At 66.5% G+C, this 24,780-nt stretch carries 20 protein-coding genes and 1 tRNA gene; 17 read left to right on the forward strand and 4 right to left on the reverse strand.

What is annotated here, in order from left to right; all coding sequences use genetic code 11:
• The 4 genes from GRX31_RS27965 to uca all read left to right on the forward strand — a co-directional run.
• Positions 1–1,583, forward strand: a 1,583-nt coding sequence (locus tag GRX31_RS27965) for a M14 family metallopeptidase (RefSeq protein ID WP_160855829.1), incomplete at its 5' end; no start/stop codon positions are given.
• Between the two features lie 85 nt (positions 1,584–1,668).
• A tRNA-Arg gene (locus tag GRX31_RS27970) sits at positions 1,669–1,745 on the forward strand.
• A 327-nt stretch (positions 1,746–2,072) separates the two neighbouring features.
• Positions 2,073–3,869 (forward strand): allophanate hydrolase, encoded by a 1,797-nt coding sequence (gene atzF / locus GRX31_RS27975; RefSeq protein WP_160855831.1) that lies wholly within the window; start codon positions 2,073–2,075, stop codon positions 3,867–3,869.
• A gap of 80 nt (positions 3,870–3,949) precedes the next feature.
• Positions 3,950–7,585: an urea carboxylase gene (gene uca, locus GRX31_RS27980; protein ID WP_160855833.1), complete on the forward strand. Its 3,636-nt coding sequence runs from the start codon at positions 3,950–3,952 to the stop codon at positions 7,583–7,585.
• A gap of 103 nt (positions 7,586–7,688) precedes the next feature.
• Here the strand turns inward: uca and GRX31_RS27985 are convergent, their stop codons facing one another.
• Together GRX31_RS27985 and GRX31_RS27990 are read right to left on the reverse strand one after the other, a co-directional pair.
• Positions 7,689–9,863, reverse strand: coding sequence for a TonB-dependent receptor (locus tag GRX31_RS27985; RefSeq protein WP_160855835.1), 2,175 nt, complete (start codon positions 9,861–9,863; stop codon positions 7,689–7,691).
• 88 nt (positions 9,864–9,951) lie between these two features.
• Entirely contained in the window at positions 9,952–10,311 is a 360-nt protein-coding gene (locus GRX31_RS27990) for a DUF2946 family protein (protein WP_016452463.1), read from the reverse strand.
• Positions 10,312–10,514: 203 nt separating this feature from the next.
• Between GRX31_RS27990 and GRX31_RS27995 the strand changes: the two genes are divergently transcribed.
• From GRX31_RS27995 to GRX31_RS28040, 10 genes are all read left to right on the forward strand, one after another.
• Entirely contained in the window at positions 10,515–10,874 is a 360-nt protein-coding gene (locus tag GRX31_RS27995) for a hypothetical protein (RefSeq protein WP_047327173.1), read from the forward strand.
• A 312-nt stretch (positions 10,875–11,186) separates the two neighbouring features.
• Positions 11,187–13,025, forward strand: a complete 1,839-nt coding sequence (locus GRX31_RS28000) for a TonB-dependent receptor (protein ID WP_160855837.1) — start codon at positions 11,187–11,189, stop codon at positions 13,023–13,025.
• A gap of 34 nt (positions 13,026–13,059) precedes the next feature.
• A complete protein-coding gene (locus tag GRX31_RS28005) occupies positions 13,060–13,557 on the forward strand; it encodes a copper uptake system-associated protein (protein ID WP_160855839.1) in 498 nt (165 codons plus the stop codon).
• A 42-nt stretch (positions 13,558–13,599) separates the two neighbouring features.
• Positions 13,600–15,660 (forward strand): TonB-dependent receptor, encoded by a 2,061-nt coding sequence (locus GRX31_RS28010; protein WP_160855841.1) that lies wholly within the window; start codon positions 13,600–13,602, stop codon positions 15,658–15,660.
• 99 nt (positions 15,661–15,759) lie between these two features.
• On the forward strand, positions 15,760–16,227 hold the full coding sequence (locus tag GRX31_RS28015; protein WP_013803107.1) for a copper chaperone PCu(A)C: 468 nt from the start codon (positions 15,760–15,762) through the stop codon (positions 16,225–16,227).
• Positions 16,228–16,237: 10 nt separating this feature from the next.
• Positions 16,238–16,723 carry a DUF2946 family protein gene (locus GRX31_RS28020; protein WP_160855843.1) on the forward strand — a complete coding sequence of 162 codons (486 nt, stop codon included), beginning with the start codon at positions 16,238–16,240 and terminating at the stop codon, positions 16,721–16,723.
• Positions 16,724–16,872: 149 nt separating this feature from the next.
• Complete coding sequence (locus GRX31_RS28025; RefSeq protein ID WP_160855845.1) at positions 16,873–17,820, forward strand: MbnP family copper-binding protein; 948 nt, start codon at positions 16,873–16,875, stop codon at positions 17,818–17,820.
• The gene (locus tag GRX31_RS28030) at positions 17,820–19,019 is read left to right on the forward strand and encodes a methanobactin export MATE transporter MbnM (protein WP_160855847.1); all 1,200 of its coding nucleotides are present in this window, start codon (positions 17,820–17,822) and stop codon (positions 19,017–19,019) included. The genes GRX31_RS28025 and GRX31_RS28030 overlap by 1 nt, the downstream gene beginning before the upstream one ends.
• A 1-nt stretch (position 19,020) precedes the next feature.
• Entirely contained in the window at positions 19,021–20,259 is a 1,239-nt protein-coding gene (locus GRX31_RS28035; RefSeq protein ID WP_160855849.1) for a hypothetical protein, read from the forward strand.
• The gene (locus GRX31_RS28040; RefSeq protein ID WP_160855851.1) at positions 20,256–20,756 is read left to right on the forward strand and encodes a copper chaperone PCu(A)C; all 501 of its coding nucleotides are present in this window, start codon (positions 20,256–20,258) and stop codon (positions 20,754–20,756) included. The genes GRX31_RS28035 and GRX31_RS28040 overlap by 4 nt, the downstream gene beginning before the upstream one ends.
• Positions 20,757–20,841: 85 nt before the next feature.
• Here the strand turns inward: GRX31_RS28040 and GRX31_RS28045 are convergent, their stop codons facing one another.
• Entirely contained in the window at positions 20,842–21,744 is a 903-nt protein-coding gene (locus GRX31_RS28045) for a LysR family transcriptional regulator (RefSeq protein WP_016445413.1), read from the reverse strand.
• Positions 21,745–21,875: 131 nt separating this feature from the next.
• On the opposite strand from GRX31_RS28045, the gene GRX31_RS28050 reads away from it, so the two are divergent.
• From GRX31_RS28050 to GRX31_RS28060, 3 genes are all read left to right on the forward strand, one after another.
• Positions 21,876–22,739 (forward strand): pirin family protein, encoded by an 864-nt coding sequence (locus tag GRX31_RS28050; RefSeq protein WP_017404961.1) that lies wholly within the window; start codon positions 21,876–21,878, stop codon positions 22,737–22,739.
• 139 nt (positions 22,740–22,878) lie between these two features.
• Positions 22,879–23,505 carry an isochorismate family cysteine hydrolase YcaC gene (gene ycaC / locus GRX31_RS28055; protein ID WP_016445411.1) on the forward strand — a complete coding sequence of 209 codons (627 nt, stop codon included), beginning with the start codon at positions 22,879–22,881 and terminating at the stop codon, positions 23,503–23,505.
• A 10-nt stretch (positions 23,506–23,515) separates the two neighbouring features.
• A complete protein-coding gene (locus GRX31_RS28060; RefSeq protein ID WP_016445410.1) occupies positions 23,516–24,205 on the forward strand; it encodes a hydrolase in 690 nt (229 codons plus the stop codon).
• 105 nt (positions 24,206–24,310) lie between these two features.
• Here the strand turns inward: GRX31_RS28060 and GRX31_RS28065 are convergent, their stop codons facing one another.
• Positions 24,311–24,724 carry a type IV pilin protein gene (locus GRX31_RS28065; RefSeq protein WP_174538912.1) on the reverse strand — a complete coding sequence of 138 codons (414 nt, stop codon included), beginning with the start codon at positions 24,722–24,724 and terminating at the stop codon, positions 24,311–24,313.
• Positions 24,725–24,780: the final 56 nt, after the last annotated feature.

Below are 24,780 nucleotides of genomic sequence, written 5' to 3' on the forward strand. Positions count from 1 at the left end.
GCCCGGCCCCGGAAATACCCGTGGTGCCCCAGGCGACCACGCAGCCGATCGCACCGGCCAACAACCTCGTCCCCCTGCCCTACAACGCGGCCGTGGCGGCGCGCTTCCCCGACCCGGCCACGCGCTATGACACGCCCGGCCTGGCGCCGCAGCGCAACCAATTCACCACAGCCAGCGAACTGTCTTCCTGGCTGAACAGCCAGGCCAGCAAATCCCTGGGCCGCGACACGCGCCTGGGAATCGTGCAGCCCGGCAGCTCGCAGCGCGGCAGCCCCATCCAGGCCCTGGTGGCCACGCGCGCTCCCGGCATCCAGCCGTCGGCGCTGTATGACAGCCGCCGCCCCACGGTCATGCTCGTGGCCGGCCAGCATGGCGACGAGCCTGCAGGGACCGAGGCATTGCTCATCATCGCCCGCGAACTCGCTCCCGGCGGCCTGCTGGAGCCGCTGCTGCAGCAGATCAACGTGATCCTCGTGCCGCGCGCCAACCCCGATGCCGTGGAAGCCGGCACGCGCAATGCAGCCGATGGCACCGACATCGCCCATGACCACCTGCTCCTGAACACGCCGGAGGCCAAGGCCCTGGCCACGCTGGCACGCGACTACCGCCCCGTCGCCGTGGTGGACCTGCAGGAATTCCCGGCCGCCAGCATCTTCCTGCAGAAGTACCAGGCCATACAGCGCTACGACGCCCTGCTGCAGTATTCGGCCACGGCCAACCAGAATGAATTCGTGACCAAGGCTGCGCGCGAGTGGTACACGGCACCGCTGCGCACCGCGCTGTCGCAGGCCGGCCTGAGCAGCGACTGGTACTACACCACCAGCCAGGAGCTGCAGGACAAGTCCATCTCCATGGGCAGCCTGGCGCCCGATTCGCTGCGCAACATCAGCGGACTCAAGAACTCGGTGGGCTATCTGGTCAGCAGCCGTGGCTCGGACCTGGGCCGCGCCCACATCCAGCGGCGCGTGCACACCCTGGTCACCGCCGCCACACGCATGCTGCATTCGAGCGCCGAGCGCGCCAAGGACCTCACCCAGGTGCAGGCCTTCGTGGCGCGCGAGACCGCCTCTCTCGCCTGCCACCAGCAACTCGCCGTCCAGGCCGAGCAGACGCCCGAGCAGCGCACGCTCACCATGATCCAGCCCGACACGGGTGCCGACCAGCAGGTGCGCGTGGACTGGAACGCCTCCCTGCAGGCCCGCACCACGCTGTCGCGCCCGCGCTCCTGCGGCTACTGGCTGTCCGCCAGCGCCCAGACCGCCGTGGACAGGCTGCGCCTGCTGGGCCTGCAAGTGCTCAAGGTGGCCGAGCCCGGCCAGCTGCTGGCCGACTCGTACAACGAGGCCCGCTCGGCCACGCCCGCCAGCGGCGCCTATGCGCTCACGCGCGGCGCCGTCGAAGCACCCGTGGGCAGCTACTACCTGTCGATGAACCAGCCCATGGCCAATATTGCCGCTGCGGCGCTGGAGCCCGACACGCCCTACAGCTACCTCGCACGCGGCCTGGTGCCCACGCTGAGCGACATGGCGCGCGTGATGGCCCCCCCTTCGGTGGTGTTCGAGGAAGAAGAAGACGCCGAATGACGGCAAGGGCGCCAGGGCACGCCGCCAAGCCCTGAGCGCCCGCCCATTGCGGGTATGATCCGCGCTGGCCCGTCAGCGGCCATACCTGCCCGTAGCTCAACCGGATAGAGCAATTGCCTTCTAAGCAATAGGTCGGGGGTTCGAGTCCCTCCGGGCAGGCCAGTCTTTCCCCTCTGAAGCGCGACTTTTCTCAGGTCCCCTGGGAAGAACTTGGGAAGAATCAGCCTTCAGAACGACAAAGCCCCCTCGGCGCCGTGATGGCAGCCGAGGGGGCTTTTTTGCGTTTGGGCTCAGCGCGACACCTTCGGCCATGCATCCCGTATCAGCGCAGCGTCACCGGCCCATACGCTGTTTGACGTATGTATGAAGTTTTTTGATTTCGTAATACTGGGCTGCAACAGGAAGCCACCCATGCGGACAAGCGTCGCAAATCCTCTCCGCTTGTGATCAAGCTGGTGGCCTCCACATCGCTCTACCTACCGATCAAACATGACCAATACAGCGTTCTGGACTATCTCCGACTGGCAATCTGCCTACCAACGTGGCGCCGCGCCCTCAGATCTTCTGGTGCCTCTGCTAGCCAGTCTGAAGGACGGTGATACCGCCTGGATTTCCCGTTTGTCCATGGACGGCCTGCACACACGGCTGGTTCAGCTTGGGCAGCAACGGGAAGCGGTTGGTGGAGACTTGTCCAAACTCCCGCTTTACGGCATACCGTTTGCCGCCAAGGACAACATCGATGTGGCAGGGCTGGCAACGACCTGCGCCTGCCCCGAGTTCGCATTCCTGCCAGCCCACAATGCAACGGTTGTCGACCGGTTGGAGGCGGCAGGTGCCGTGGCCATCGGAAAAACCAACCTCGACCAGTTCGCTACCGGCCTGGTGGGCACGCGCTCCCCTTATGGCCCCGTGCCCAACGCATTCAAGCCCGAATTCATCAGCGGGGGCTCCAGCTCGGGCTCTGCTTCGGTAGTGGCGCGCGGCCTGGTGCCATTCGCATTAGGCACCGACACGGCCGGCTCCGGCCGCGTGCCTGCTGGTCACAACAACCTCGTGGGCTTGAAACCGACACGTGGCCTGGTGAGCAACACCGGTCTCGTGCCGGCCTGCCGCACGCTGGACTGCATCACGGTGATGGCACTGAGCGTCGGCGATGCCGATGCGGCGCTGCGCACCATGGGCGGCTTCGACGCCACCGATGCGTACTCGCGCAGCGCCCCTGCTCGTCCCGCTGCATGGCCTGCCAAGCCGGTGCTGGGCATTCCGGCATCGCCCGACTGGTTCGGCGATGCGAATGCCGAGCGCGTGTACAGCGATGCGCTGCGCCGGCTGGAAGCCATCGGCGTGGAACTGCGGCCCATCGACTTCGCCCCGCTTTTCGAGGTCGCCGCGCTGCTGTACGAAGGCCCATGGGTCGGTGAGCGCTACGCGGCCATCGAGGACCTCATGAACACCAGGCCCGAGGTCGTGCACCCCGTCGTGCGCAGCATTGTGGACAAGGCGAAGAACTTCAGCGCCGTGGACACCTACAAGGCCGAGTACCGCCGGATGGCGCTGGCACGCAAGGCAGAGGCGCTGATGCAGGGGCTGGACGGCCTGCTCGTGCCCACGGCACCCAGTATCTACACCATTGAGCAGTTGCAGGCCGATCCAGTCACGCTGAACTCGCGCATGGGCATCTACACGAACTTCGTCAACCTGCTCGACTGGAGCGCCATCGCGCTGCCCGCTGGCATGCGTGCCGACGGGCTGCCCGCCGGAATCACTCTGATCTCGCCCGGCTGGCATGAGGCACGGTTGGTCGAGTTCGGCCGACGCTGGCAGGCGGCCGCCCCCTGGAAACGTGGCGCCTCGCAGCAGGACCTGCCGCCCATCGACGCACCTGCATCAACCAATCTGGACGGACAGGTCGTCGTCGCTGTGGTGGGTGCCCATTTGTCAGGCATGCCGCTCAACGGCCAGCTCATCGAGCGCGGCGCCACGCTACTGGAAAGCACCCACACCTCGGCCGCGTACCGCTTCTACGCGCTGCCCGGCACCGTGCCTCCCAAGCCCGGCCTGGTTCGCACGGGTGATGGCGCACCCATCGCCGTGGAACTGTGGGCGATACCGGTGGAGCGCTACGGCTCCTTCGTGGCATTGATCCCTTCGCCATTGGGCATCGGCACGCTGGAACTGATCGACGGTCGCACGGTGCAGGGCTTCGTCTGCGAAGCGTGGGCCACGCAAGGGGCCGAAGACATTACGTCGCTCGGAGGCTGGCGCGCCTACATGGCTCGCAAGTAACCCCGCCCTCCCCTTTGACCATCTACTTTTCGAGCGGCCTGCGCGACAGGCCAGGCCGCTGCATTGCCTGGAGTCCGCCCATGTTCAAGACCGTACTCATTGCCAACCGTGGAGAAATCGCGGTACGCATCGCCCGCACCCTCAAGAAGATGGGCGTGCGCTCGGTGGCCATCTATTCGGACGCCGACCGCGACAGCCTGCACGTGGCAGCGGCCGACGTGGCCGTGCCCTTGAACAGCGATGGCGGCAGCAGCCCGGCGGAATCCTACCTGCGCGGCGACCGCATCCTGGAGATCGCCAGAGAAACGGGGGCCGAGGCGGTGATCCCCGGCTATGGCTTCCTGTCCGAGAACACCGAGTTCGCCGAGCAGTGTGCGGCAGCGGGCATCGTCTTCGTTGGCCCGACACCGGACCAGGTGCGGCGCTTCGGCCTGAAGCACACCTCGCGCGAGATCGCCGAGGCGGCGGGCGTGCCGCTCACACCAGGCACCGGCCTGCTGCAAAGTCTGGAGGACGCCAAGTCAGCTGCACAGCACATCGGCTATCCGGTGATGCTCAAGAGCACGGCGGGCGGCGGCGGCATCGGCCTCTCGCGCTGCGACAACGAGGCCGAGCTGATCGCGGCCTACGATTCGGTGCAACGCCTCGGCCAGAACTTCTTCAAGGACAGCGGTGTGTTCATCGAGCGCTTCATCGCCGATGCGCGCCATGTCGAAGTACAGATTTTCGGCAACGGCCAAGGCCGCGTCGTGGCGTTGGGAGAGCGCGATTGCTCGCTGCAGCGGCGCAACCAGAAGGTGGTCGAGGAAACCCCGGCACCGCACCTGCCGCCAGCCACGCGCAAGGCGCTGCTGGCCGCTGCCGTGAAGCTGGGCGAGGCCGTGTGCTACGTCTCGGCCGGCACGGTGGAATTCATCTACGACGGCGCGCGCGATGCCTTCTACTTCCTGGAGGTGAACACCCGGCTGCAGGTCGAGCATCCGATCACCGAGGAGGTGACGGGGCTGGACCTGGTGGAGTGGATGGTTCGCATCGCCGCTGGTGAGCCTCCATCCTTCGACGACCTGCCTGAACCCAAGGGTGCCGCCATGGAAGTGCGCGTCTATGCCGAGAATCCCGTGCGTGGCTTTCAGCCCGCGCCCGGTGTGCTGACCGACGTGCAGTTTCCCGAAGGCGTGCGTGTGGACACCTGGGTGCAGACCGGCACCGAGGTGTCGGCGAACTACGACCCGATGATCGCCAAGGTCATCGCCTACGGCGCTGACCGAGAGGAAGCGCGCCACAAGCTGCTGATGGCCCTTGAGTTGACGCGCCTGCACGGCAGCGCCACCAACCTGGACTACCTGCGCAGCATTTTGCAGAGCCAGGAGTTCGTCACCGGCACTGTGTCCACGCGATTGCTGGACCGCTACGAATACGTCTCGCCCGTGGTCGAGGTGCTGGAATCTGGCACATACACCACGGTCCAGGACTACCCGGGACGCACCGGCTACTGGGACATCGGCGTGCCGCCGTCCGGGCCGATGGACGACTATGCCTTCCGCCTGGCCAACCGCATCGTCGGCAACCACGAAAGCGCGGCCGGACTGGAATGCACGCTCCAGGGTCCGACGCTCAAGTTCCACGGCAACGCGGTGATTGCACTCACCGGTGCGCCAGCCCTCGCGACGCTCGACAACGGCGACCCGCTGCCCTGGTGGAAGCCCATCGCCGTCCGCGCAAACCAAGTGCTTCGCATCGGCAAGGCCACCAGCGGGTGCCGCAGCTACGTGGCCATCCGGCGCGGCATCGACGTGCCCGACTACCTGGGCAGCAAATCCACCTTCGTGCTCGGCCAGTTCGGCGGCCACGCAGGACGAACGCTGCGCGTGGGCGACGTGCTGCCCGTCAGCCGGCCCGACCTGGCCGCCTGCAGCACGCCAGCCCCCGCCTATGTGCCGGCGACGCCTCCCCATGAACTGGTGCCAGCCTATGGCAAGCACTGGGACATCGCTGTGCTCTACGGCCCGCATGGCGCGCCGGGCTTCTTCACAGAAGACAGCATGGCGGCCTTCTTCGCCACCGACTATCAGGTTCACTACAACTCCAACCGGCTGGGTGTGCGCCTGATCGGGCCGAAACCTGAATGGACACGCAGCGACGGCGGTGAGGCGGGACTGCACCCGTCGAACGTGCATGACTGCGTGTACGCCATCGGCAGCATCAACTTCACGGGCGACACGCCGGTGATCCTGACCTGCGACGGTCCGAGCCTGGGTGGCTTCGTCTGCGCAGCGACCATCGTCAAAGCGGAACTGTGGAAAGTGGGACAGGTGAAGCCGGGCGACACGATTCGCTTCCGGCGCATAGGCTTCGAGGAGGCACTGGCGCTGGAGAAGGCGCAGGACGAGGCCATTCGCCTGCTGCGCCCGCAGACCGAGCGACCCGCTCAGAGCCTGTCCACTGCACTGGCCACGGCTTCGCAATGCGTCTTGGCCGAATTGCCCGCCGAGGGCAGCCGCCCCGCCGTGGCCTATCGCCAGGCTGGCGACAAGTACATCCTGTTGGAATACGGCCCGAACGTGCTGGACTTGCGTCTGCGGCTGCGTATCCACCTGTTGATGGAGGCGCTCAAGGCCGCCAGGGTCGACGGCGTGCAGGAACTCTCGCCGGGCGTGCGTTCGGTGCAGATCCACTACGACAGCCGGGTGATCGCGCAGTCCGAACTGATCGGCAAGCTGATCGCGCTGGAAAAACAGCTTCCAGACGTGGAAGGCATCAAGGTGCCCAGCCGCATCGTGCACCTGCCCATGGCCTTCGAGGACTCGGCCACCCTGGGCGCAGTGCAACGCTATCGTGAAACGGTGAAATCCGAAGCACCCTGGCTGCCCAACAACGTGGACTTCATTCAACGCATCAACGGACTTGGCAGTCGCGAAGATGTGCGCAAGACGGTGTTCGACGCCAGCTACATGGTCATGGGACTGGGGGATGTGTACCTGGGCGCCCCCTGCGCGGTGCCACTGGACCCGCGTCACCGGCTGCTGACCTCCAAGTACAACCCCGCGCGCACCTACACGGCCGAGGGCACGGTGGGCATCGGTGGCGTGTACATGTGCATCTACGGCATGGACTCGCCCGGCGGCTACCAGCTCGTCGGCCGGACCGTGCCGATCTGGAACAGATTTCTCAGCAATGGCCAGTTCGGCGCTGACCCCTGGCTTCTGCGCTTCTTCGACCGGGTGCGCTTCTACCCGGTCAGCGAGACTGAGCTGGACAAGTTCCGTGTGGACTTCCGCGCGGGGCGGGCACAGACACGCGTAGAAGATGCAGTGTTTGACCTGGCTGAGTACGAAAGACAACTTGCGCAGAACGCGCAGGAGATCAACACCTTCAGGGAGAAACAGCACAAGGCCTACGCGAACGAGGTGGCACTCTGGGAAAGCGACGTAAAAGCCGATGCGAGCGAAAGCGCGGCTGAATCTGCCGCAGGCCCTTTGGATGCCAACACAGTCACTGCCGACATATCCGGCAATGTTTGGAAGTTTCTCGTCGAAGTAGGCCAAGAGGTCGAAGCCGGGCAACCACTTTTGGTGTTGGAAGCGATGAAGATGGAGTTCCAGGTGGTAGCCAGTCAGGCAGGCAGGATTGCTGCCGTGCATTGCCAAGCTGGAAAGGCTGTGGCTGCGGGAGATGCGTTGATGGTGCTCGAAGCGTTACAACCGGCCGGCTCCTGAAGTCCTGTGCGGCATTCAAGGAGACCGACCTTTTTCAGCTCAGCGCGGTGTGCTGGCTGGGCGATGGGGAGTATCAGGTGGGTTCGCGTCGCCAGCTACGCCTTCAGAAGCGGTGATGCAACGTGATCTCCGCACGCCGCCCCTCGCCCACCAGCCACTGCGTCGTGGTGTAGTAGGCCGTGGAGAAATAGTGCTTGTCCAGAACGTTGAACCCGCGCAGCGTCAGCGTGGTATCTGCAGTGGCCTTCCATTGCAGTGCCATATCGAAGGTAGTGTACGCCCCCAGCTTCAAGGTATTGGCGTTGTCGGCATAGCGTTTGCCGACATGGCGCAGCCCTCCTGACAGTGTCCAGTTCGAAGCGAGGTTCCAGCCCACCCAGACATTGGCGACACGTTCAGGCACGTCGGTGGGCACGTTGCCATTGCGGGACACGGTGACGCCGCCAACCGACTCGCTGAAGTCGTCGTACCGCGCCTTGAGCAAGGCCACGTTGGCATCCAGCCGGACCGTCTTGGCGACCTGCATCGACAGGGTGCTCTCCATGCCTTTGGATGACCGCTGCCCCACCTGGATGCGCAGCGCGGGGTTGGCAGGGTCACGCGTGAGCAGATTGTTCTTGGTGATGGAGTACATCGCCAGCGTCCAGTCGCCCTTGCCTTCCCAGAACGATTGCTTGAGGCCGATTTCGAACTGCCGCCCTGTGGACACGTCGAAAGCGGCGTTGGCGGCAGACAGCATCAGCAGGCCGCTCACCGGATCCGCCGCCTTGGATGCCTGGGCATACAGTGACAGGCCGGGGTGGAGTTGGTAGACCGTTCCCAAGCGCCACCCCGCATTGGAGTAGCTGCGCTTGAAGGCCTGCGTACCAGCCACCAGGTCCTGGCGCGAGAGATTTGTATGGTCAAACCGCGCACCTGCCACCAATGACCAGCGGTCCGTCATCTCCAGGCGGTCCTCAGCGAACAGCGCATATTGCTCGGCCTTGTTGCGATAGCGGGGAATGAAGGGAATGGAGCTGGTGTATTGACCGGGATCGGGGTTGTAGGGGTCCACCGAACCGGAGCTGCCCGCATAGGTGTTGTTGGAATGCCGGAATGCCGCGTGGTTGACATCGAAGCCCAGGGACACCTGGTTCTTGCGGCCGAAGAGACTGCCGCTGAAGGTCGCATCCGTGGTGTTGCCGGTCTGCGTCTGGTCATGGGCGATCTCGGTGTTTCCGGATCGGTCGATCAGGCCGGTGGAGGCGTTGTACAGGTAGGTCTCGGCGTTGCGCCAGTAGCGGTCGCTGGCTATGTGATAGAGCTTGCTGCGCACGATCACGTTGCTGGAGGGCGTCCATTGCGCCGCCAGTTCGGTCCAGCGGTCCTTGTACTGGATGCGGCTGTCGGCCACGTTGTAGTTGCGTTCGCGTACCGCCGGATCCTGAACTCCATTGATCAACGGCGTGCCGAAGTAGCGCATGGGCTTTTGCCTGCCCAGCGCGTGGGACAGTTGCACGCTGAAGTCCTGCACCGGATCCCATCGCAAGGCTGCGGAGAGGGTGCGGTTGCTGGAATCACCCCGGTCAACCCATCCGTCGGCGCGGTCGCCACTGGCATCCAGGCGGTAGGACCAGTGCTCATTGATTGCGCCGCCGCTGCCAAAGGCCAGGCCGCGTTTTCCGTCGGTGCCTACCGTGGCCTGGACCTCGTTGCGTATCGGACTGCGCGTGGGCTTCTTGGGAATCACATTGATGACCCCGCCAATGGCGCCATCGCCATAGATCACGGAAGCCGGTCCACGCAGTACTTCGATGCGGTCTACGGACCAGGTATCGAAGGGAAAACTTACGCCCACACCGCCATATTGGCGAGTGCCGTCATACAAGCGCATGACCGACGTGGTGTCGGTGAAGCCCCGTGCCGACAGCGAACTGCCGCTGTTGCCCGGATGCCCCAGGCTGGTGATGCCCGTGGAGCGGGTGATTGCATCGACCAGCGAAGTGTCGCCCCTGGCCTGCAGTTGCTCGCGCGTGATCACTTCGACACTGGCGGGCGTATCGCGTGCGCTGAGATCCAGTCGGCTGCCGGTGGCCAGCGGGCGCTCCAGGGCGCTGTCGCCGGATGAGCGCACGGTGACGGTGTCCAGGGTTGTGGAGGCCTGTCCCCAGCTTGCCGAGCAAGCGAACGCCATGGGGAGCAACACTACGGCCCGGGTCTGGCGAGAACGTTGCAAAAAGGTGGACGAAGAAGTGTGAACGATGCCTTCGGGCATCGCGGGGCCAATGGAACGGGTCATGAGCGATTTGCGTGCAAGTGAGACCTGCCGTGCCCCACAAGGCCCGGCGGCGAAGGTGAGGCAGGCATCGGGGCCCGCCGCACAAGGCTTACACGCGCGCCGGCGGACCTCTGGGCGGAAGCGGTGCCCCCACCAGCGCGGCAATGCGCGCCGACTCCACGGGCTGCACCGCCAAACCCAACGGCTGCGGCTGTTCAAACTCCGGCGAAGGATGAAGCAAGGCAGGCGTGACCACCAGGCACAAAGGACAGTCGAGCGAGTGGTGCGTGCCGGCACTCGCCTGTCCTTCGTCATCCAGAACGACCACCTGCATGCTGCCATTGCCCGTGCAAACCACTTCCAGGGAGCGCGGATGCACGATGGGCGACGCCACGGCCATCGCCAATGCCAGCATGAACCACGCCAAAGCAAGGCGGGGCAGCATCAGGCAGTTGCGCAAGGTTTGCATGCGTACGCATTATGGGGGGCCATCGCCTGTTGAGCGAGGCAACTGCCTGGCAAGCTGTTGTGAGTTCCCTGCAAAACTGCCTTGCCATCCGCCGCCTTCAAGCGGCGGCAGCGCCTTGACCAAGATCAACCGGGCCGGATCTGCATCCGCCATTGCGCAAGAAGGTTGCTGTCGGTCCGATATCGCCGCCATAATCGCGGGCTATGCACACCCTTCGCACATCGTCATTCTGGAAGCGCCTCGCCCTGGCGTGGTTCCTGCTGACGCTGGGTGTTGCAGGGGCTTCGCCCTTCGTCAACCCCAAGACCATGGAGTTCATCTGCTCCAGCGGCGGAGCCATCACCATGGTGGTTCTTGACGACGAGGGCCAGGCCCAGGCGCCAGGTCAGCACACGCTCGATTGCTCGATGTGCCTGGCCCCTGCATTGCCTCTGCCTCCCGTCAGCCTGACGGTGGCACAACCCCATCCTCTGGCGGCAGCCCTGCATCCGTTTGCAGCGGCCCATATCGCAGCCCTGGTCGGCGCGCCGCTTCCGCCCCGCGGGCCTCCCGCACAGGCCTGATTCCCTCGCATCGATAGCGCGGCTGCCTTGGCCGCGACACCATGGCAAGGCCTTGCGCCACGCCAGTTGCGAGGTCATTTCCTGGCCTGCCCCAAGCCCCCAATGCGCCCGCCTGTGACCAGGCCGGCGGTGCGGCGCACGGGCAATGGCCTGCCCTGGATCGTCCAACAATGATTTGCGCAGTTCAGACGGACTGCGTGCACACCCATGCTTGCCCAACGCTTCACCTGCATTCCGGCCGTTTTCCACAGGTCCTCCATCGCCTCGGCCCTTCTCACACTGGCTGCCGGCGCGCATGCCCAGGAGCCTCAGATGGCCCCCGTCACCGTCAATGCCCGCCCCGTGGTGGAAGAGATGGAGCTGGATGCGTTTTCCTCCAACTCGGCCGTGATCACCCAGGACCAATTGCGCGACCAGAACGCGGTGGACCTGGCCTCGGCCCTGCGCCGCACGCCCGGTGTCCAGATCTCGCGCTACAACCCCGTGGGTGCCTTTGGCGGCGATCAGGGCGGCGCCGTCTATATCCGCGGCATGGGTGTGAGCCGACCCGGCAGCGAGATCAAGACCTATGTGGACGGCGTGCCGTTCTACATGGGACTGTGGAGCCATCCCCTGCTGGATCTGCTGCCCGTCAACGGGATGCAGTCCATCACGGTCTACAAGAGCCCGCAGCCCCAGGTCAATGGCAACAACTTCGCCTCCATCGACTTGCTCACGCGCCGCGCCACCGAGGACGGCGTGCACGGGGATGCCAGTATCTCGGCGGGCTCCTACGGCACCCTCACCGAACAGGCCAGTCTGCTGGGCAGAAGCGGCAACCTGGATTGGAGCCTGGCCCAGGGCTTTGCGCGCTCGGACGGCCACCGCGCCGATGCGGATGGCCGGCTCAGCAACCTCATGGGGCGCATTGGCTACAGGCTGGATGCGAACTGGTCGGTGGCGGCCAGCTTCCTGCAGGTGGACAACAAGGCCAGGGACCCTGGCGATGCACGGCTTGCCGCTGCGGCGCTGGCCCCCCAGTACAACACCAAGGCCAGCATGTTCAGCAGCTCCGTGTCCCACGTGCATGGTGACTGGCGGGGCGAGCTCAAGCTGTACAGCAACCATGGCCGTGGCGACTGGCTGGACCAGCCCGCGCCGGACGGCGACAGCATCAACAAATTCCGCATGAGCGGCCTGCGCTGGAAGGAACAGTTCTCGCCCTGGAAGGGGGCCACCGTCACTGCCGGCCTGGACCATGACCGCATTTCGGGCGATGCCGCTTTCAACCGCGTCGCACCAGCGCCCCAGGGATTTTTCCAGGCGCCCACCTTCAGGATCACCTCCCCCTATGCTGGACTCAGCCAGGAGATCCCGCTGTCGGCGACATGGAGCCTGGTGCCCTCCGCCGGCCTGCGCATGTACGACCACAGCCAGTTCAGCTCCAAGGCGGCCCCCCATGCGGGCCTGTCGCTGGCCTCGGAGCAGTTCACCGTCTACGCCAACCTGTCGCGCGGCATCAACTACCCCGGGCTGGAGACGCCGCTGCTGGCATCGCTGATTCCGGCCCTGGGCTCCACGTGGCAGCAGCTGTCCGCCGAGGAGATGGACCACGCCGAACTGGGCTTCAAGTGGACGCTGTCGCAGGCCACACAGCTTGACGCCAGCATCTTCCACGACAAGGTCAAGAACCGCTATGTCTTCGGCTTTCCGCCCAATGTCCCGCCCCCGCCGCAGTTCATCAACCTGGGCGGCTACACCATGCGCGGCATGGAGCTGTCGCTGCGCCAGGCGCTGGGCGGCGGCTGGTCGGGCTTTGCCGGCCTGACGCTGCTGGACCCCAGCATGGACAACCTGCCCTACAGCCCGCGCCGCGCGCTGACGCTGGGCGTCAATGGCAAGGCCGGCCCGGTGCGGGTCGCCTTCGATGCGCAGTACCAGTCGGCAGTCTGGGCGCTGAGCCGCGCGCGGGGCGCCGATGCCGCCAACACCGAGCGCGTGGCCGGCTTTGCCGTGGCCAACCTGCGAGTGGCCTATCCGGTGCCTGCCCTGGGCAGCAAGGGAGAGGTTTTCCTGGCCGTGGAGAACCTGTTCGACCGCAACTACGCCTATCGCCCCGGCTACCCCATGCCCGGCCGCTCGGCACAGATCGGCGTGGCGGCCAGCTTCTGATCCCCCGCCCGCACAGCCCGCACAAGGAGCACGCATGAGACATCTTTCTTTGAGCAGCATCGCCCTGTCGATGGCCCTGGTCCTGGTCCTGGGCCTGCCCGCCATGGCGGCGGCCTCGGGCGCGACGCCCCCCGCCACGGCCGGATCGGCTGACGCGGCGGCCATCCGCAGCGCCATGATGGCCACCTGGGACAAGCCCGAGGCCAGGCTGGAGGTAGCGCCCATTTCCATCGAAGGCGGCCATGCGGTCGCCGGATGGATACAAGGCGATCGCGGTGGCCGGGCCCTGCTGCGGCGCGACGCGCAGGGCCAATGGCTGGTGGCCGTCTGTGGCGGCGATGGACTCAAGGACCCCAAGATGCTGGCAATGGCTGGCCTGTCTGCATCGGCCGCGCGCAGCCTGGCCAGCAAGGTCGTGCAGGCCGAGTCCGCCATGCCCGCCCCGCGCCGCGCCCTGCTGTCCCTGTTCGACGGCATGGTCCATATGGACGCGCAGGGCCAGCATCCCCCATCCGCACATCCGGCCCATTGAGCCGATCGCATCCTCCACACCATCCACCGTCCGCCTCACCTGATGTCTGTCTCCCTCTCCTTCTCGCGCAGCCCCCTGGCCCTGTCCATCGCCCTGGCACTGGCCTCGGCGGCCCATGCCCAGGGCCTGGCCGCCCCCCAACCGTTGAGCCCGGACGACTCCGCCCTGACGCTGGGCACCATCAGCATCACCTCCAAGGCCTCCGGCCCGCTGTCCACACGCAGCGTGTTCAGCTCCGTGGACATCGTGGGCGCGGACATCCTCGAGAACGAGCATGTGGACTACAGCTGGGAGCTGCTGTCCAAGGCGCCCGGCGTGCAGGTCACGCAGTTCAAGCAGGGCACGGATGCCGGGCGCTTCTCCTTCCGGGGCTTCAACGGCGAAGGCCGCATCAATGCGGTCAAGCTGCTGATCGATGGCATCCCCAGCAATGACAACGCCGGGGGCATGCCCTTTCTGGACGCTGTCTTCCCGCTGGACATCGAGGCCATCGAGATCGTGCGCGGCACCAATGACGCGCGCTACGGCCTCAACAACATCGCCGGCAATGCCAACGTGATCACCCGCACGGGCGGCAACGAGGGCCGTGCCAGCGTGACCGTGGGCAGCTTCGGCACCAAGGAGTTGCAGGTGTCCAAGGGCATCGAGAGCGGCAACTGGAGCCAGAACTATTTCCTGGCCTGGCGAGATTCGGACGGCTACCGGGACCATGCCGATGCCCGCAAGCTGTCCCTGTCCGGCAAATGGTTCTACACCTCGGACGATGGCCGCTGGCGCACCGGCGTGATCGCGCGCTACTACCGCAACAAGGCGCTGGAGTCGGGCTACCTCAGCTACGAAGAAGCCATCAAGGCGCCGCGCAGCTCCCCGGCCTACGCGGCGGCCGACCGTGGCGAGCGGGAAACCGGCCAGCTCAGCGCCCACCTGGATGGCGAACTGACGCCCGAGCTGTCGCTGTCCGCCAAGGTCTACGCCAACCAGTACGAGAACCAGCGCTGGGTACGCTTCTCGGCAGCGGGCTCGCAGCAGGAGCGCTACAACGACGAGCAGCAGCAAGGCGCCATCACCACCCTGACCTGGCGCCCCAAGGTGGCCTGGGCGCATGAATTCACGCTCGAAGGCGGTCTGGACGCCCAGCGGCAAAGCAACCTGGGCCAGCGCTACCGCACCACGGAGCGCGTGCGGACCTCGCCGTTCCGCGACTGGGACTTCGACCTCCATACGCAGGGCGCCTACGTGCAGGCCGTGATCCGCCCCATCGAAGCCCTGCGGATCATCCCGGCGCTGCGCATTGACGACGTGGATGGCCACTTCATCGACCGCCTGGCCGGCACGCGCGCCCCCGTGCATGACTACGGCCTGATCAAGCAGCCCAAGATCAGCATCGCCTACACCCTGAGCCAGCAGGCCAGCGTCTACGCGAACTGGGGCCGGACCTTCCAGATCGGCTCGGGCATCGACGCCTACCGCACGCAGGATCGCAACCTCAGGCCCTCCATCAATGATGGCTGGGAAGCGGGCGTCAAGTTCTCTCCCCTGCCCTGGCTCAACGGCCGCGTGGCCTACTGGGAGCAGCGCGCCTCGGGCGAGGTGGCCCGGGTGCTGGGCGTGGACGGCCTGCCCGACCCCGGCGGCCTGGGCAACGTGGGCAAGACGCTGCGCAAGGGCTACGACATCCAGCTCAACATGAAGCCCCATGCCCGTACCACCGCCTGGATCGCCTACTCCCACCAGGTGGCGCGCATCACCGCGCCCGACCCCAGCGCTCCCGCCACCCTGGGCAAGGAAATCGAGAACGTGCCGCACTACCTTGTCTCGGCCGGCGTGGACTGGCAGGCCACGGACCGGCTGAAGCTGTCGGCCTGGGGCAATGCCCAGGGTGACTACTACCTGGAGCGCACCAATATCCAGGGCCGCGCAGGCAAGTTCGCCGTGCTGAACCTGGGTGCCAGCTACCGGCTCTCGGACACCATGGACCTGGGCCTGCAGGTCAAGAACGTCACCAACCGCAAGTACGTCTACGCCTGGTATGACAGCGGCTCCTCGGGCTACTCGCCCGCCGACGGGCGCGGCGTCTATGCCAGCATGAACCTGCGCTTCTGATGGACACCTTCCAGCCGTCCACCGCACCAGTCACGCACCAGTCGCGCACCGAGCACGCACCCGACACACACGACATTTTTGCCAACGAAGGAGAAACCCATGAAACGCCACGTCCGTTTGCTTGCCCTCGCCGCCGCCATGATCAGCGGATTCGCCAATGCCCAGGTCAGCGTCAGTGATGCCTGGGTGCGCGCCACCGTGCCGCAGCAAAAAGCCACCGGCGCCTTCCTGAAACTGCAGGCCGCCCAGGACAGCAAGCTCGTCGCAGCGACTTCGCCCCTGACGCCGGTCGTCGAAGTCCATGAGATGGCCATGCAGGACAACGTGATGAAGATGCGCCAGGTGCCGTCCATCGCCCTGCCGGCAGGCAAGACCGTGGAGCTCAAGCCCGGCGGCTACCACGTGATGCTGCTGGACCTCAAGCAGCAGGTACAGGAAGGCCAGACCGTGCCCCTGACGCTCATCATCGAAGGCAAGGACGGCAAGCGTGAATCCGTTCAGGTGCAGGCGCCCGTACGCCCGCTGGCCACCAAGGCGGCGCCCTCGGGCCACGATCACAAGCACTGACACAGGGCCCATGCGCTGCAGCAGCCTCCGCATCAAGCGCTGGGTGGCCTTCGGGCCACCCGCCTGGCCGTGGGCGTTGCCGGGCGCACGACAGCGGCGCGACCAGGGCCGGCGCTTTGCCGCCTGGATGGCTGCGGCGCTGCTGTTCGCCTTTGTGCACCCTGCCCTGGCGATGGTGCTGGCATCGGGCCAGGGCAGTGGCGACCCGCTGGCGCGGCTGGCCATGGAAGTCTGCACGCCCCTGGGCCTGCAGCAGGCGCAACCGGTGTCTGCTGCGGGGGAGCCTGAAGCCAAGGAGCAGACCACGGCAGCCGGCCAGGCGCATTGCCCGCTGTGCCGGGTCGTGGGCGATGCCCCTCCTGATGTGTCCCGCGCGGACCTGCGCTTTGCCGCGCCGCCGCCTCCCACCCCGCTGCCGCCCCAGGCCCTGCGCCCGCGGGACACCGTGCTGCGCGTGGTGCTGAGCACTCCCCCCAGGGCGCCTCCCCTTCCCTGAAGCCCGAAAGGGCCGCACGGGCGGCATGCCGTCGCCCATTCCCGAACTCCTTTCCCATGCCAAGCCGCGACCCGCGTCGCAGCCTGCAGGGTTACCCACGCCTGCGCGCCGCCATGGCCCCAGCGCAGGCACCAAGAAACCGTTTCCCCATGCGTAACACTTACTTTGACAACTCCCGCTTTCCCCTCGCCCTGATCGCCACCGCGCTGCCGCTGCTGCTGGCCGCCTGCGGCGGCGGCGGAGGCGGTGACAACGGCCAGCCCACCACACCCACCACGCCCACGGGCCCCCAGGCCGTGGCCATCGAGTTCGCCGCCAAGGCCGGCAACCTGCCCGCCAAATGCGGCACGCCCATCGCCGGCGTGGGAACCAGCCAGGCCACGGTGGACCTGCATGACCTGCGCTTTTACGTCAGCGGCGTCTCGCTGATCAATGACAAAGGCGAGGCCGTGGCCGTCACCCTGGATGTCAACGACTGGCAGACCAAGGAGGTGACGCTGATCGACCTGGAGGACGGCACCGGCGCATGCGCCGACGCAGGCACGCAGGCGCAGAATACGCAGGTCAGGGGCACGGTGCCCGCAGGCACGTACAAGGGCATCAAGATGACCGTGGGCGTGCCCTCCTCGGTCAACCACACCGACTATGCCGTCGCACCCAAGCCGCTCGATGTGCAGGCCCTGGCCTGGTCGTGGCAGGCCGGCCGCAAGTTCGCCCAGATCGAGGTCAACCCCGTGGGCGGCGTGGCCCGCCCCGCGCCGGCCGCCCCCGGCAAGACGTTCTACGTCCACCTGGGCTCCACCGGCTGCACGGGCAACCCCGTGACCGGCGAGACGGTCAGCTGCGCGCGTCCGGACCGCATGGATTTCGGGTTCGGCGATTTCAATGCCGGCACCCAGAAGGTGGTGCTGGACATTGCGCAGCTGCTGCAGGGCTCGAACGTCAAGGAAGACCTGGGCGGCGCCGCCGGCTGCATGTCCGGGGCCACCGATCCGGAATGCGTGCCCATCTTCAGCGCGCTCAAGATCGATCTGACCACGGGCCGCTCCATCAATGAAGGCAGCGGCCAGACCGTGTTCCGTACCGAGGCCAAGTAATGCACAAGCCCCATTCGCTTCGGCGGGTGGCGGCATGGACCGCCGCCCTGTGCGGCCTTGCCGGGGCCATCGCCCTGGCGGGCTGCGGGGGCGGCGACACCGCCGTCCACGATGACTCCGGCAGCAGCACGGGCTGGTCCTGGGCGCTGCCCTCCTTTTTCCCCACCCCCAAGGTGCCCGACACCAATCCCATGACGGCAGAGAAGGCCGCGCTCGGCCGCTTTCTGTTCTATGACAGGCGCCTTTCGGGCAACGGCACGCAGGCCTGCGCGAGCTGCCACATACAGTCCAAGGCCTTCACCGATGGCCTGACGACCTCACTGGGCTCCACAGGGCACGCACATCCGCGCAACGCCCAGAGTCTGGCCAACGTGGTCTACAACGCCACGCTGACCTGGGCCAACCCCTCGCTGGTCACGCTTGAAAAGCAGATGGAGACGCCGCTGTTCGGCACGGACCCGGTGGAGATGGGCGTCAACGACAACAACAAGGAGGAAATCCTCGCGCGGCTGGCTGCCGACACCGGCTACGGCCCGCGCTTCGCCAGGGCCTACCCGGGCCAGGCAGCGCCCATCACCTGGGGCAATGTGATCCACGCCATCTCGGCATTCCAGCGCACCATTCTTTCGGGCAACAGCAAATATGACCAGTACCTCAAGGGCAGCACGGCACTGAACCCGGCCGAGCAGCGCGGCATGAACCTGTTCTTCGGCGAAAAGGCCGAATGCTTCCACTGCCACAGCAGCTTCAACTTCAACGACCAGATCGTGCACGCGGGCAGCCGCATCGTCGAGACCCCGTTCCACAACACGGGCCTCTACAACATCGGCGGCACCGGCGCCTTCCCCGAGCCCAACCGGGGCGTCTACGAACTGACCCAGCTCTTCAAGGACATGGGCAAGTTCCGCGCGCCCAGCCTGCGCAATGTGGAAGTCACCGGCCCCTACATGCATGACGGCAGCATCGCGACGCTGGAGGAAGTGCTGCAGTTCTATGCGGCCGGTGGCCGCAACATCACCTCCGGCCCGCATGCCGGCGACGGGCGCGCCAACCCCAACAAGAACGACTTCATCAACCAGATCGCCCTGACGGCCGACGACCGCGCCGACCTGCTGGCCTTTCTCAAAACCCTCACGGACCATGAGCTGCTCACCAACCCCAGGCTCGCCGATCCCTTTGCACAGCAGACAGGCCAATAGCATGCAACGCAGCTTCCTCGCGCAACGCACACCGCTGGCAGCGGCCATCGCCGTCGTCATCGCCTTGTCGGCAGGCAGCGCCGCCGCCCACACCCTGGATGACGGCATACCGCAGACCAACGGCCTGCGCATCGACATGGCGGCGGTGGCCGCCTATCTCCATGGCGATTCCACCTTGCCGGCACCCAGGCTGGCCGGCACGCTGGGCCTGGGCGACACGCCTGACGACCAGCGCGGCTGGCGGCTGGAGCATGGCACCCTGGGCGCCGGCCTGCGCGTATCTCCCCAACTGGGGGCCAACATCGTGATGGGCTGGCACGACAGCGACCCAGCCCACGTGGAGGCCGCCTGGATGGAGGCGCGCAGCGGCTCAGACGCCGAGCTGACCCTGGGCGCAGGCCGCAACCGCGTGCCCATGGGACAGGTGCTCACGCGTGCCGGGCACTTCGACCGCTACGGCCAGATGCCGCTGGCCAAGCGGGCGGCCTTCAACGGCGACTGGATCGAGGATGGCGTCAACGCCGCATGGCGTCCCCACCTGCAAGGCGCCATGTCCTGGCTGCAGGGCATTGACCTGGGGCTTTGGCGCGCCCGGCGCTTTCCCGGCAGCGACAACGCCGCCTGGGCGCCCGTCGTGCATGCCAGCGCCGCCTGGACATCGGTGCAGGCAGACGTCTTCTACAGCCGGATGCAGCCCAAGGGGCGCGGCGCCTATGTACAGCGCTCCAACAGCGGCCACATTCACACGGCGCCACAGTGCAACGCCAGCCTGCGCGACATCACCTGCTTCGACGGCACCGTGGACCTGGCCGGGGCCAGCGCTACCTGGACCACGCCGCTGCAGGGCGTCAAGCTCACCGCAGCAGGCATCTGGCGGCGCGAAAGCGGAAACCTCTATTCCCAGAACGGCGACACCCGCTACCAGGGCCGCACGCTGGGCGGCTGGCTGGAGGTGCTCTGGCAGCCGCGCGCACGCTGGGAATTCGGCGCCCGCCAGGAATGGCTCAGAAGCACCAATCGCGTCAGCGGGCCGGGCGCCCTGCTGGTGGCCACGGACGCCAACCTGCTGCCCAACAACCCATCGCGCCGCTTCACGGCCATGGCCGGCTGGCGCCCCGTCAAAAGTGTTCTGATCGCGCTTGAAGCCGGGCGCGAGCACATCGCTGGCAAAGGCCATACGGTGGCAGGCCTGCGGCTGATCTGGACCCCCGATGCCCTGTTTGAAAGGAACTGGAAATGACCACAATGCTTCGCCGCCAGGCGCTTGGAATGCTGCTGGGCATGGGCTGTGCCCTGGCACTGCCGCTGACGGCACGGGCCCATGACTTCCGGGCGGGAGACCTGGTCATAGACCACCCCTACGCCACGCCCTCCATCGCCGGCTCCAGCAACGGGGCGGCGTATTTGCGGGGGATCAGGAACAAGGGAAAGAACGCCGACCGGCTCATCGGGGCCAGCACGCCAGCGGCCGCACGCGTGGAGCTGCATGAGATGAAGATGGAGGGCGACATCATGCGCATGCGCGAAGTGCCCTTCATCGAACTGCCCGCAGGCCAGGAGGTGCAGTTGCGCCATGGCCAGTCACACCACCTCATGCTGATCGGACTCACGCAGCCCCTGCGCGAGGGTGATCGCTTCGATCTGACGCTGCAGTTCGAAAAGGCTGGCGAATACAAGGTCAAGGTCTGGGTGCAGCAACCCAAGCGCATGCCATCCGGACACCAACACCCGCATTGAACGGACATGCGGCAGGAGCCGTGCCCCACAGGTCGAGATGCAGCCATGAACTGCTGCAATCGCCACCATGGGGCTTGCCGGCAGCTCAGTCTTCGTCCAGCGCCTCAAACCGCTCGGCCAGGAAATCCAGCAGCGCCCGCACGGCCGGCAGCAGCCCGCGCCGAGAGGCGAACACCGCGTGGATGATCTCGCGCCGTGGCGCCCAGCCCGGGATGACGTGGACCAGTTCACCGCGCGCGATCTGCTCGCGCACCATCATCGAGGGCAGTTGCACCACGCCCACCCCCGCCAAGGCCGCCGCGCGCAGCGCCAGCATGCCGCGCGTGACCAGACGCGGCCGGTGGCGGATGGCCGCCTGCGTGCCGTCCGGGCCGATCAGGTGCCACACATGCTCGTGCTGCGGCAAGCCCAGGTCCATGCTCGGCAGGCCTGCCAGGTCGGCGGGCACCTGGGGGATGCCGCCTGTCAGCAGCTGCGGGCAGGCCACCAGGCATTGCCCGCGCTCGGCGAGCATGCGCATCACCAGGTCGCTGTCCTCCAGCGGCGGCGGGCGCACGCGGATGGCAACGTCGATTCCCTCGCCCACCACGTCGACGCGGCGGTTGGTTTCCTCGAGGTGGATCTCCACGCGCGGATACGCGGCCATGAAGGCCGCCAGCATGTCGGCGATGCGCGCATCGAGCAGCGCCACCGGGCAGGTCATGCGCACGATGCCGCGCGGCTCGGCGTGGGTCAGCGCGATGGCCTCGTCGGCGGCGTCGGCCTCCACCAGCATCGCCTTGCAGTGGCCGTAGTAGGTCTGGCCGGTCTCGGTGACGGCAAATCGCCGCGTGGAGCGCTGGATCAGGCGCGTGCCGAGACGCTCCTCCAGCTGCGCGATGCGCCGGCTCAGCTTGGATTTGGGCATCCCCAGCGCGCGGCCCGCGGGCGCAAAGCCGCCGTGGTCCACCACCTGCACGTAGTAGTAGAGGTCGTTCAGGTCTTTCATTGCACACCGCCTTCATCGTTCCTCAGATAGGACTCTGATGGCAAATATTAACGACTACCGCGTTCATCGTTCAAATCCTATTCTCTATCCGTCAGCCAAGACCTTTGTCTCGGCGACACAAGGAGATCAGCATGAAGAAAATCCTCGGTGTCTACAGCGCCCCCCGCATGCACTGGGTAGGCGACGGTTTTCCGGTGCGCTCGCTGTTCGGCTACGACGGGCTGGGCAAGCACCTGAGCCCGTTCCTGCTGCTTGACCACGCGGCGCCGACGCCCTTTGGGCCGACCGACCGGCCGCGCGGCGTCGGCCAGCACCCGCACCGTGGTTTCGAGACCGTGACCATCGTCTACCAGGGCGAGCTGGAGCACCGCGACTCCACCGGCGCCGGCGGCCTGATCGGCCCCGGTGACGTGCAGTGGATGACCGCTGGCGGCGGCATCCTGCACGAGGAATTCCACTCGCGCGCCTTCACCGAACGCGGCGGAACCATCGAGATGGTGCAGCTCTGGGTCAACTTGCCCGCCAAGGACAAAATGACCGCGCCGGGCTACCAGACGCTGCTGGATGCGCAGATTCCCTGGGCGGACCTGGCGGAAGGCGCGGGCCGTGTGCGGGTGATTGCCGGCGAGTTCGGCGGCCACCGCGGCCCGGCGCAGACCTTCACGGCGATGGACGTGTGGGACATCCGCATCCGCCATGGCGGCGTGGGCCGGTTCGACGCGAAGGACGGCCACACGCTGGCCCTGGTGGTGCTCCACGGCTCGGTGCTGGTCAACGGCGCCATCGCGCGGGAAGGACAACTGGTGCACCTGGAGCGCGCCGGCAGCGGCGTGGAGATCGAGGGCAGCAGCGACGCCACCGTGCTGTGGCTGTCCGGCGAGCCCATCGATGAGCCGGTGGTGGGCTATGGCCCGTTCGTGATGAACAGCGAGGCCGAGATCCGTCAGGCCATGACCGACTTCAACAGCGGACGCTTCGGCCAGATGGCGCACTGAGCGCCGCAGGGCTCCCGCCGGGAGTCCTGCATGTTTCCCCCGACGCGGCTTTGTTCAGCCGGGGCCTGCTGCCCCGGTCGTGCACGGCTGCGCCTGAACCGCCCATCCCGGGCACTTTGCAACCCCAAGGAGATTCACCATGACCAAGCCCTACGTCCGCCTGGACAAGGACAACGCCGCCGTGCTGCTGGTAGACCACCAGACCGGCCTGCTCTCCCTTGTACGCGACATCGACCCGGACAAGTTCAAGAACAACGTGCTGGCGCTGGCCGACATCGCCAGCTATTTCAAGCTGCCCACCATCCTGACGACCAGCTTCGAGAACGGCCCCAACGGACCGCTGGTGCCGGAGCTCAAGAGCCAGTTTCCCCAGGCGCCCTACATCGCCCGGCCCGGCAACATCAACGCCTGGGACAACGAGGACTTCGTCAAGGCCGTGAAGGCCACGGGCAAGAAGCAACTCATCATCGCCGGCGTGGTGACCGAGGTGTGCGTGGCCTTCCCGGCACTGTCGGCCATCGAGGAAGGCTTCGACGTCTTCGTGATCACTGACGCCTCCGGCACCTTCAACTCCATCACCCGCGATGCGGCGTGGAATCGCATGTCGCAGGCCGGCGTGCAACTGATGAGCTGGTTCGGCGCTGCCTGCGAACTGCACCGCGACTGGCGCAACGACGTGCAGGGGCTGGGCACTCTGTTTTCCAACCACATCCCCGACTACCGCAACCTGATCACGAGCCACACCACATTCACCCAGGGCAATTGAGGAGAAGACCGTGAGCACACCCCAAACCATTGCCAACTTCAACGGCGCCCGCCCGGTCATCGATCCCGACAATGCGGCGATGCTGCTGATCGACCATCAAAGCGGCCTGTTCCAGACCATCAAGGACATGCCCTTCACCGAGGTACGTGCCAATGCCACCACACTCGCCAAGGTAGCGACACTGGCGAAGATCCCGGTCATCACCACCGCATCGGTGCCGCAGGGTCCGAACGGCCCCTTGATCCCCGAGATCCACCAGTACGCCCCGCATGCCCGGTACGTTGCGCGCAAGGGCGAGATCAACGCCTGGGACAACCCGGAGTTCGTCGCTGCCGTCAAGGCCACCGGGCGCAGGCAGCTCATCATCGCGGGGACGATCACCAGCGTCTGCATGGCCTTTCCCAGCATCGCCGCGGTGCACGAGGGCTACCAGGTCTTCGCGGTGATCGACGCCTCGGGGACCTACTCGAAAATGGCGCAGGAAATCACGCTGGCGCGCATCGTGCAGGCTGGTGTCGTGCCGATGGACACGGCGGCGGTGTGCTCGGAGGTGCAAAAGACCTGGAACCGCGAGGACGCGTTGCAGTGGGCGCAGGCCTACAGCGCAGTCTTCCCGCCGTACCAGTTGCTGATCGAAAGCTACTCCAAGGCGCAGGAAGTGGCCAGGAACGGTGAGCAGCTGGATTCGCAACGCACCTGACTGCGGTAGCACGGCACGGGTACGAGGCCGCTTGCCCAAGGTGTCGGCGGCCATGGTGGAATTTGTGGATGAGGCGCAGGGCTGAGACCCCGGCCCCGGTGGCGCTCAGCGCCAGCAGTCCTCCACCGTTCCCAGGGGCGATATGCCTTTCACGCCCAGGGCGTTCAGGGTGTAGTCGCCGCAGCGCCTGTCCGATGCCTGGCGGCCGGTGCGCGTGGCCTTGAGCGTGTAGCCGCCGTCATTGGCGGCCGTGGCCATCGTCAGGGTGTAGTGGCCGTTCTCGGACTTGTCCCCCCAGGGCAGCCTGAGGTTGGCGACGGAGCTTGTGTAGCCGCCGTTCTGCGCCCGCCAGCGCTCCTGCCGGGCGGCGGCCTCGCCCAGCAGGCTCTGCGCCTCCACGCGCCGCGATCGCAGCACGTATTCCTGGTAGGAGGGGTAGGCGATCGCCGAAAGAATGGCGACCACCGCCACCGTGATCATCAGCTCGATCAGCGTGAATCCATGTAGCTTGCTGCGCACGCATTTCTCCTCGGGGGCCCGCAGGGCCAGCCAGACGGCCGGGGCCGGCAGGCCCC

Origin of the sequence: Delftia sp. CH05 (assembly GCF_009827015.1) — a bacterium.
Lineage (GTDB): Bacteria > Pseudomonadota > Gammaproteobacteria > Burkholderiales > Burkholderiaceae_C > Comamonas > Comamonas tsuruhatensis.

Bases quoted from the DNA above. Each gene is read 5' to 3' on its own strand.
- GRX31_RS28025 (WP_160855845.1), top strand. From the start codon at position 16,873: ATGCGTAACACTTACTTTGACAACTCCCGCTTTCCCCTCGCCCTGATC.
- GRX31_RS28010 (WP_160855841.1), top strand. From the start codon at position 13,600: ATGTCTGTCTCCCTCTCCTTCTCGCGCAGCCCCCTGGCCCTGTCCATC.
- GRX31_RS28000 (WP_160855837.1), top strand. From the start codon at position 11,187: ATGGCCCCCGTCACCGTCAATGCCCGCCCCGTGGTGGAAGAGATGGAG.
- GRX31_RS28030 (WP_160855847.1), top strand. From the start codon at position 17,820: ATGCACAAGCCCCATTCGCTTCGGCGGGTGGCGGCATGGACCGCCGCC.
- atzF (WP_160855831.1), top strand. From the start codon at position 2,073: ATGACCAATACAGCGTTCTGGACTATCTCCGACTGGCAATCTGCCTAC.
- GRX31_RS28050 (WP_017404961.1), top strand. From the start codon at position 21,876: ATGAAGAAAATCCTCGGTGTCTACAGCGCCCCCCGCATGCACTGGGTA.
- uca (WP_160855833.1), top strand. From the start codon at position 3,950: ATGTTCAAGACCGTACTCATTGCCAACCGTGGAGAAATCGCGGTACGC.
- GRX31_RS27995 (WP_047327173.1), top strand. From the start codon at position 10,515: ATGCACACCCTTCGCACATCGTCATTCTGGAAGCGCCTCGCCCTGGCG.
- GRX31_RS27990 (WP_016452463.1), bottom strand. From the start codon at position 10,311: ATGCAAACCTTGCGCAACTGCCTGATGCTGCCCCGCCTTGCTTTGGCG.
- GRX31_RS28020 (WP_160855843.1), top strand. From the start codon at position 16,238: ATGCGCTGCAGCAGCCTCCGCATCAAGCGCTGGGTGGCCTTCGGGCCA.
- GRX31_RS28015 (WP_013803107.1), top strand. From the start codon at position 15,760: ATGAAACGCCACGTCCGTTTGCTTGCCCTCGCCGCCGCCATGATCAGC.
- GRX31_RS28005 (WP_160855839.1), top strand. From the start codon at position 13,060: ATGAGACATCTTTCTTTGAGCAGCATCGCCCTGTCGATGGCCCTGGTC.
- GRX31_RS28035 (WP_160855849.1), top strand. From the start codon at position 19,021: ATGCAACGCAGCTTCCTCGCGCAACGCACACCGCTGGCAGCGGCCATC.
- GRX31_RS27985 (WP_160855835.1), bottom strand. From the start codon at position 9,863: ATGACCCGTTCCATTGGCCCCGCGATGCCCGAAGGCATCGTTCACACT.
- GRX31_RS28040 (WP_160855851.1), top strand. From the start codon at position 20,256: ATGACCACAATGCTTCGCCGCCAGGCGCTTGGAATGCTGCTGGGCATG.
- ycaC (WP_016445411.1), top strand. From the start codon at position 22,879: ATGACCAAGCCCTACGTCCGCCTGGACAAGGACAACGCCGCCGTGCTG.
- GRX31_RS28045 (WP_016445413.1), bottom strand. From the start codon at position 21,744: ATGAAAGACCTGAACGACCTCTACTACTACGTGCAGGTGGTGGACCAC.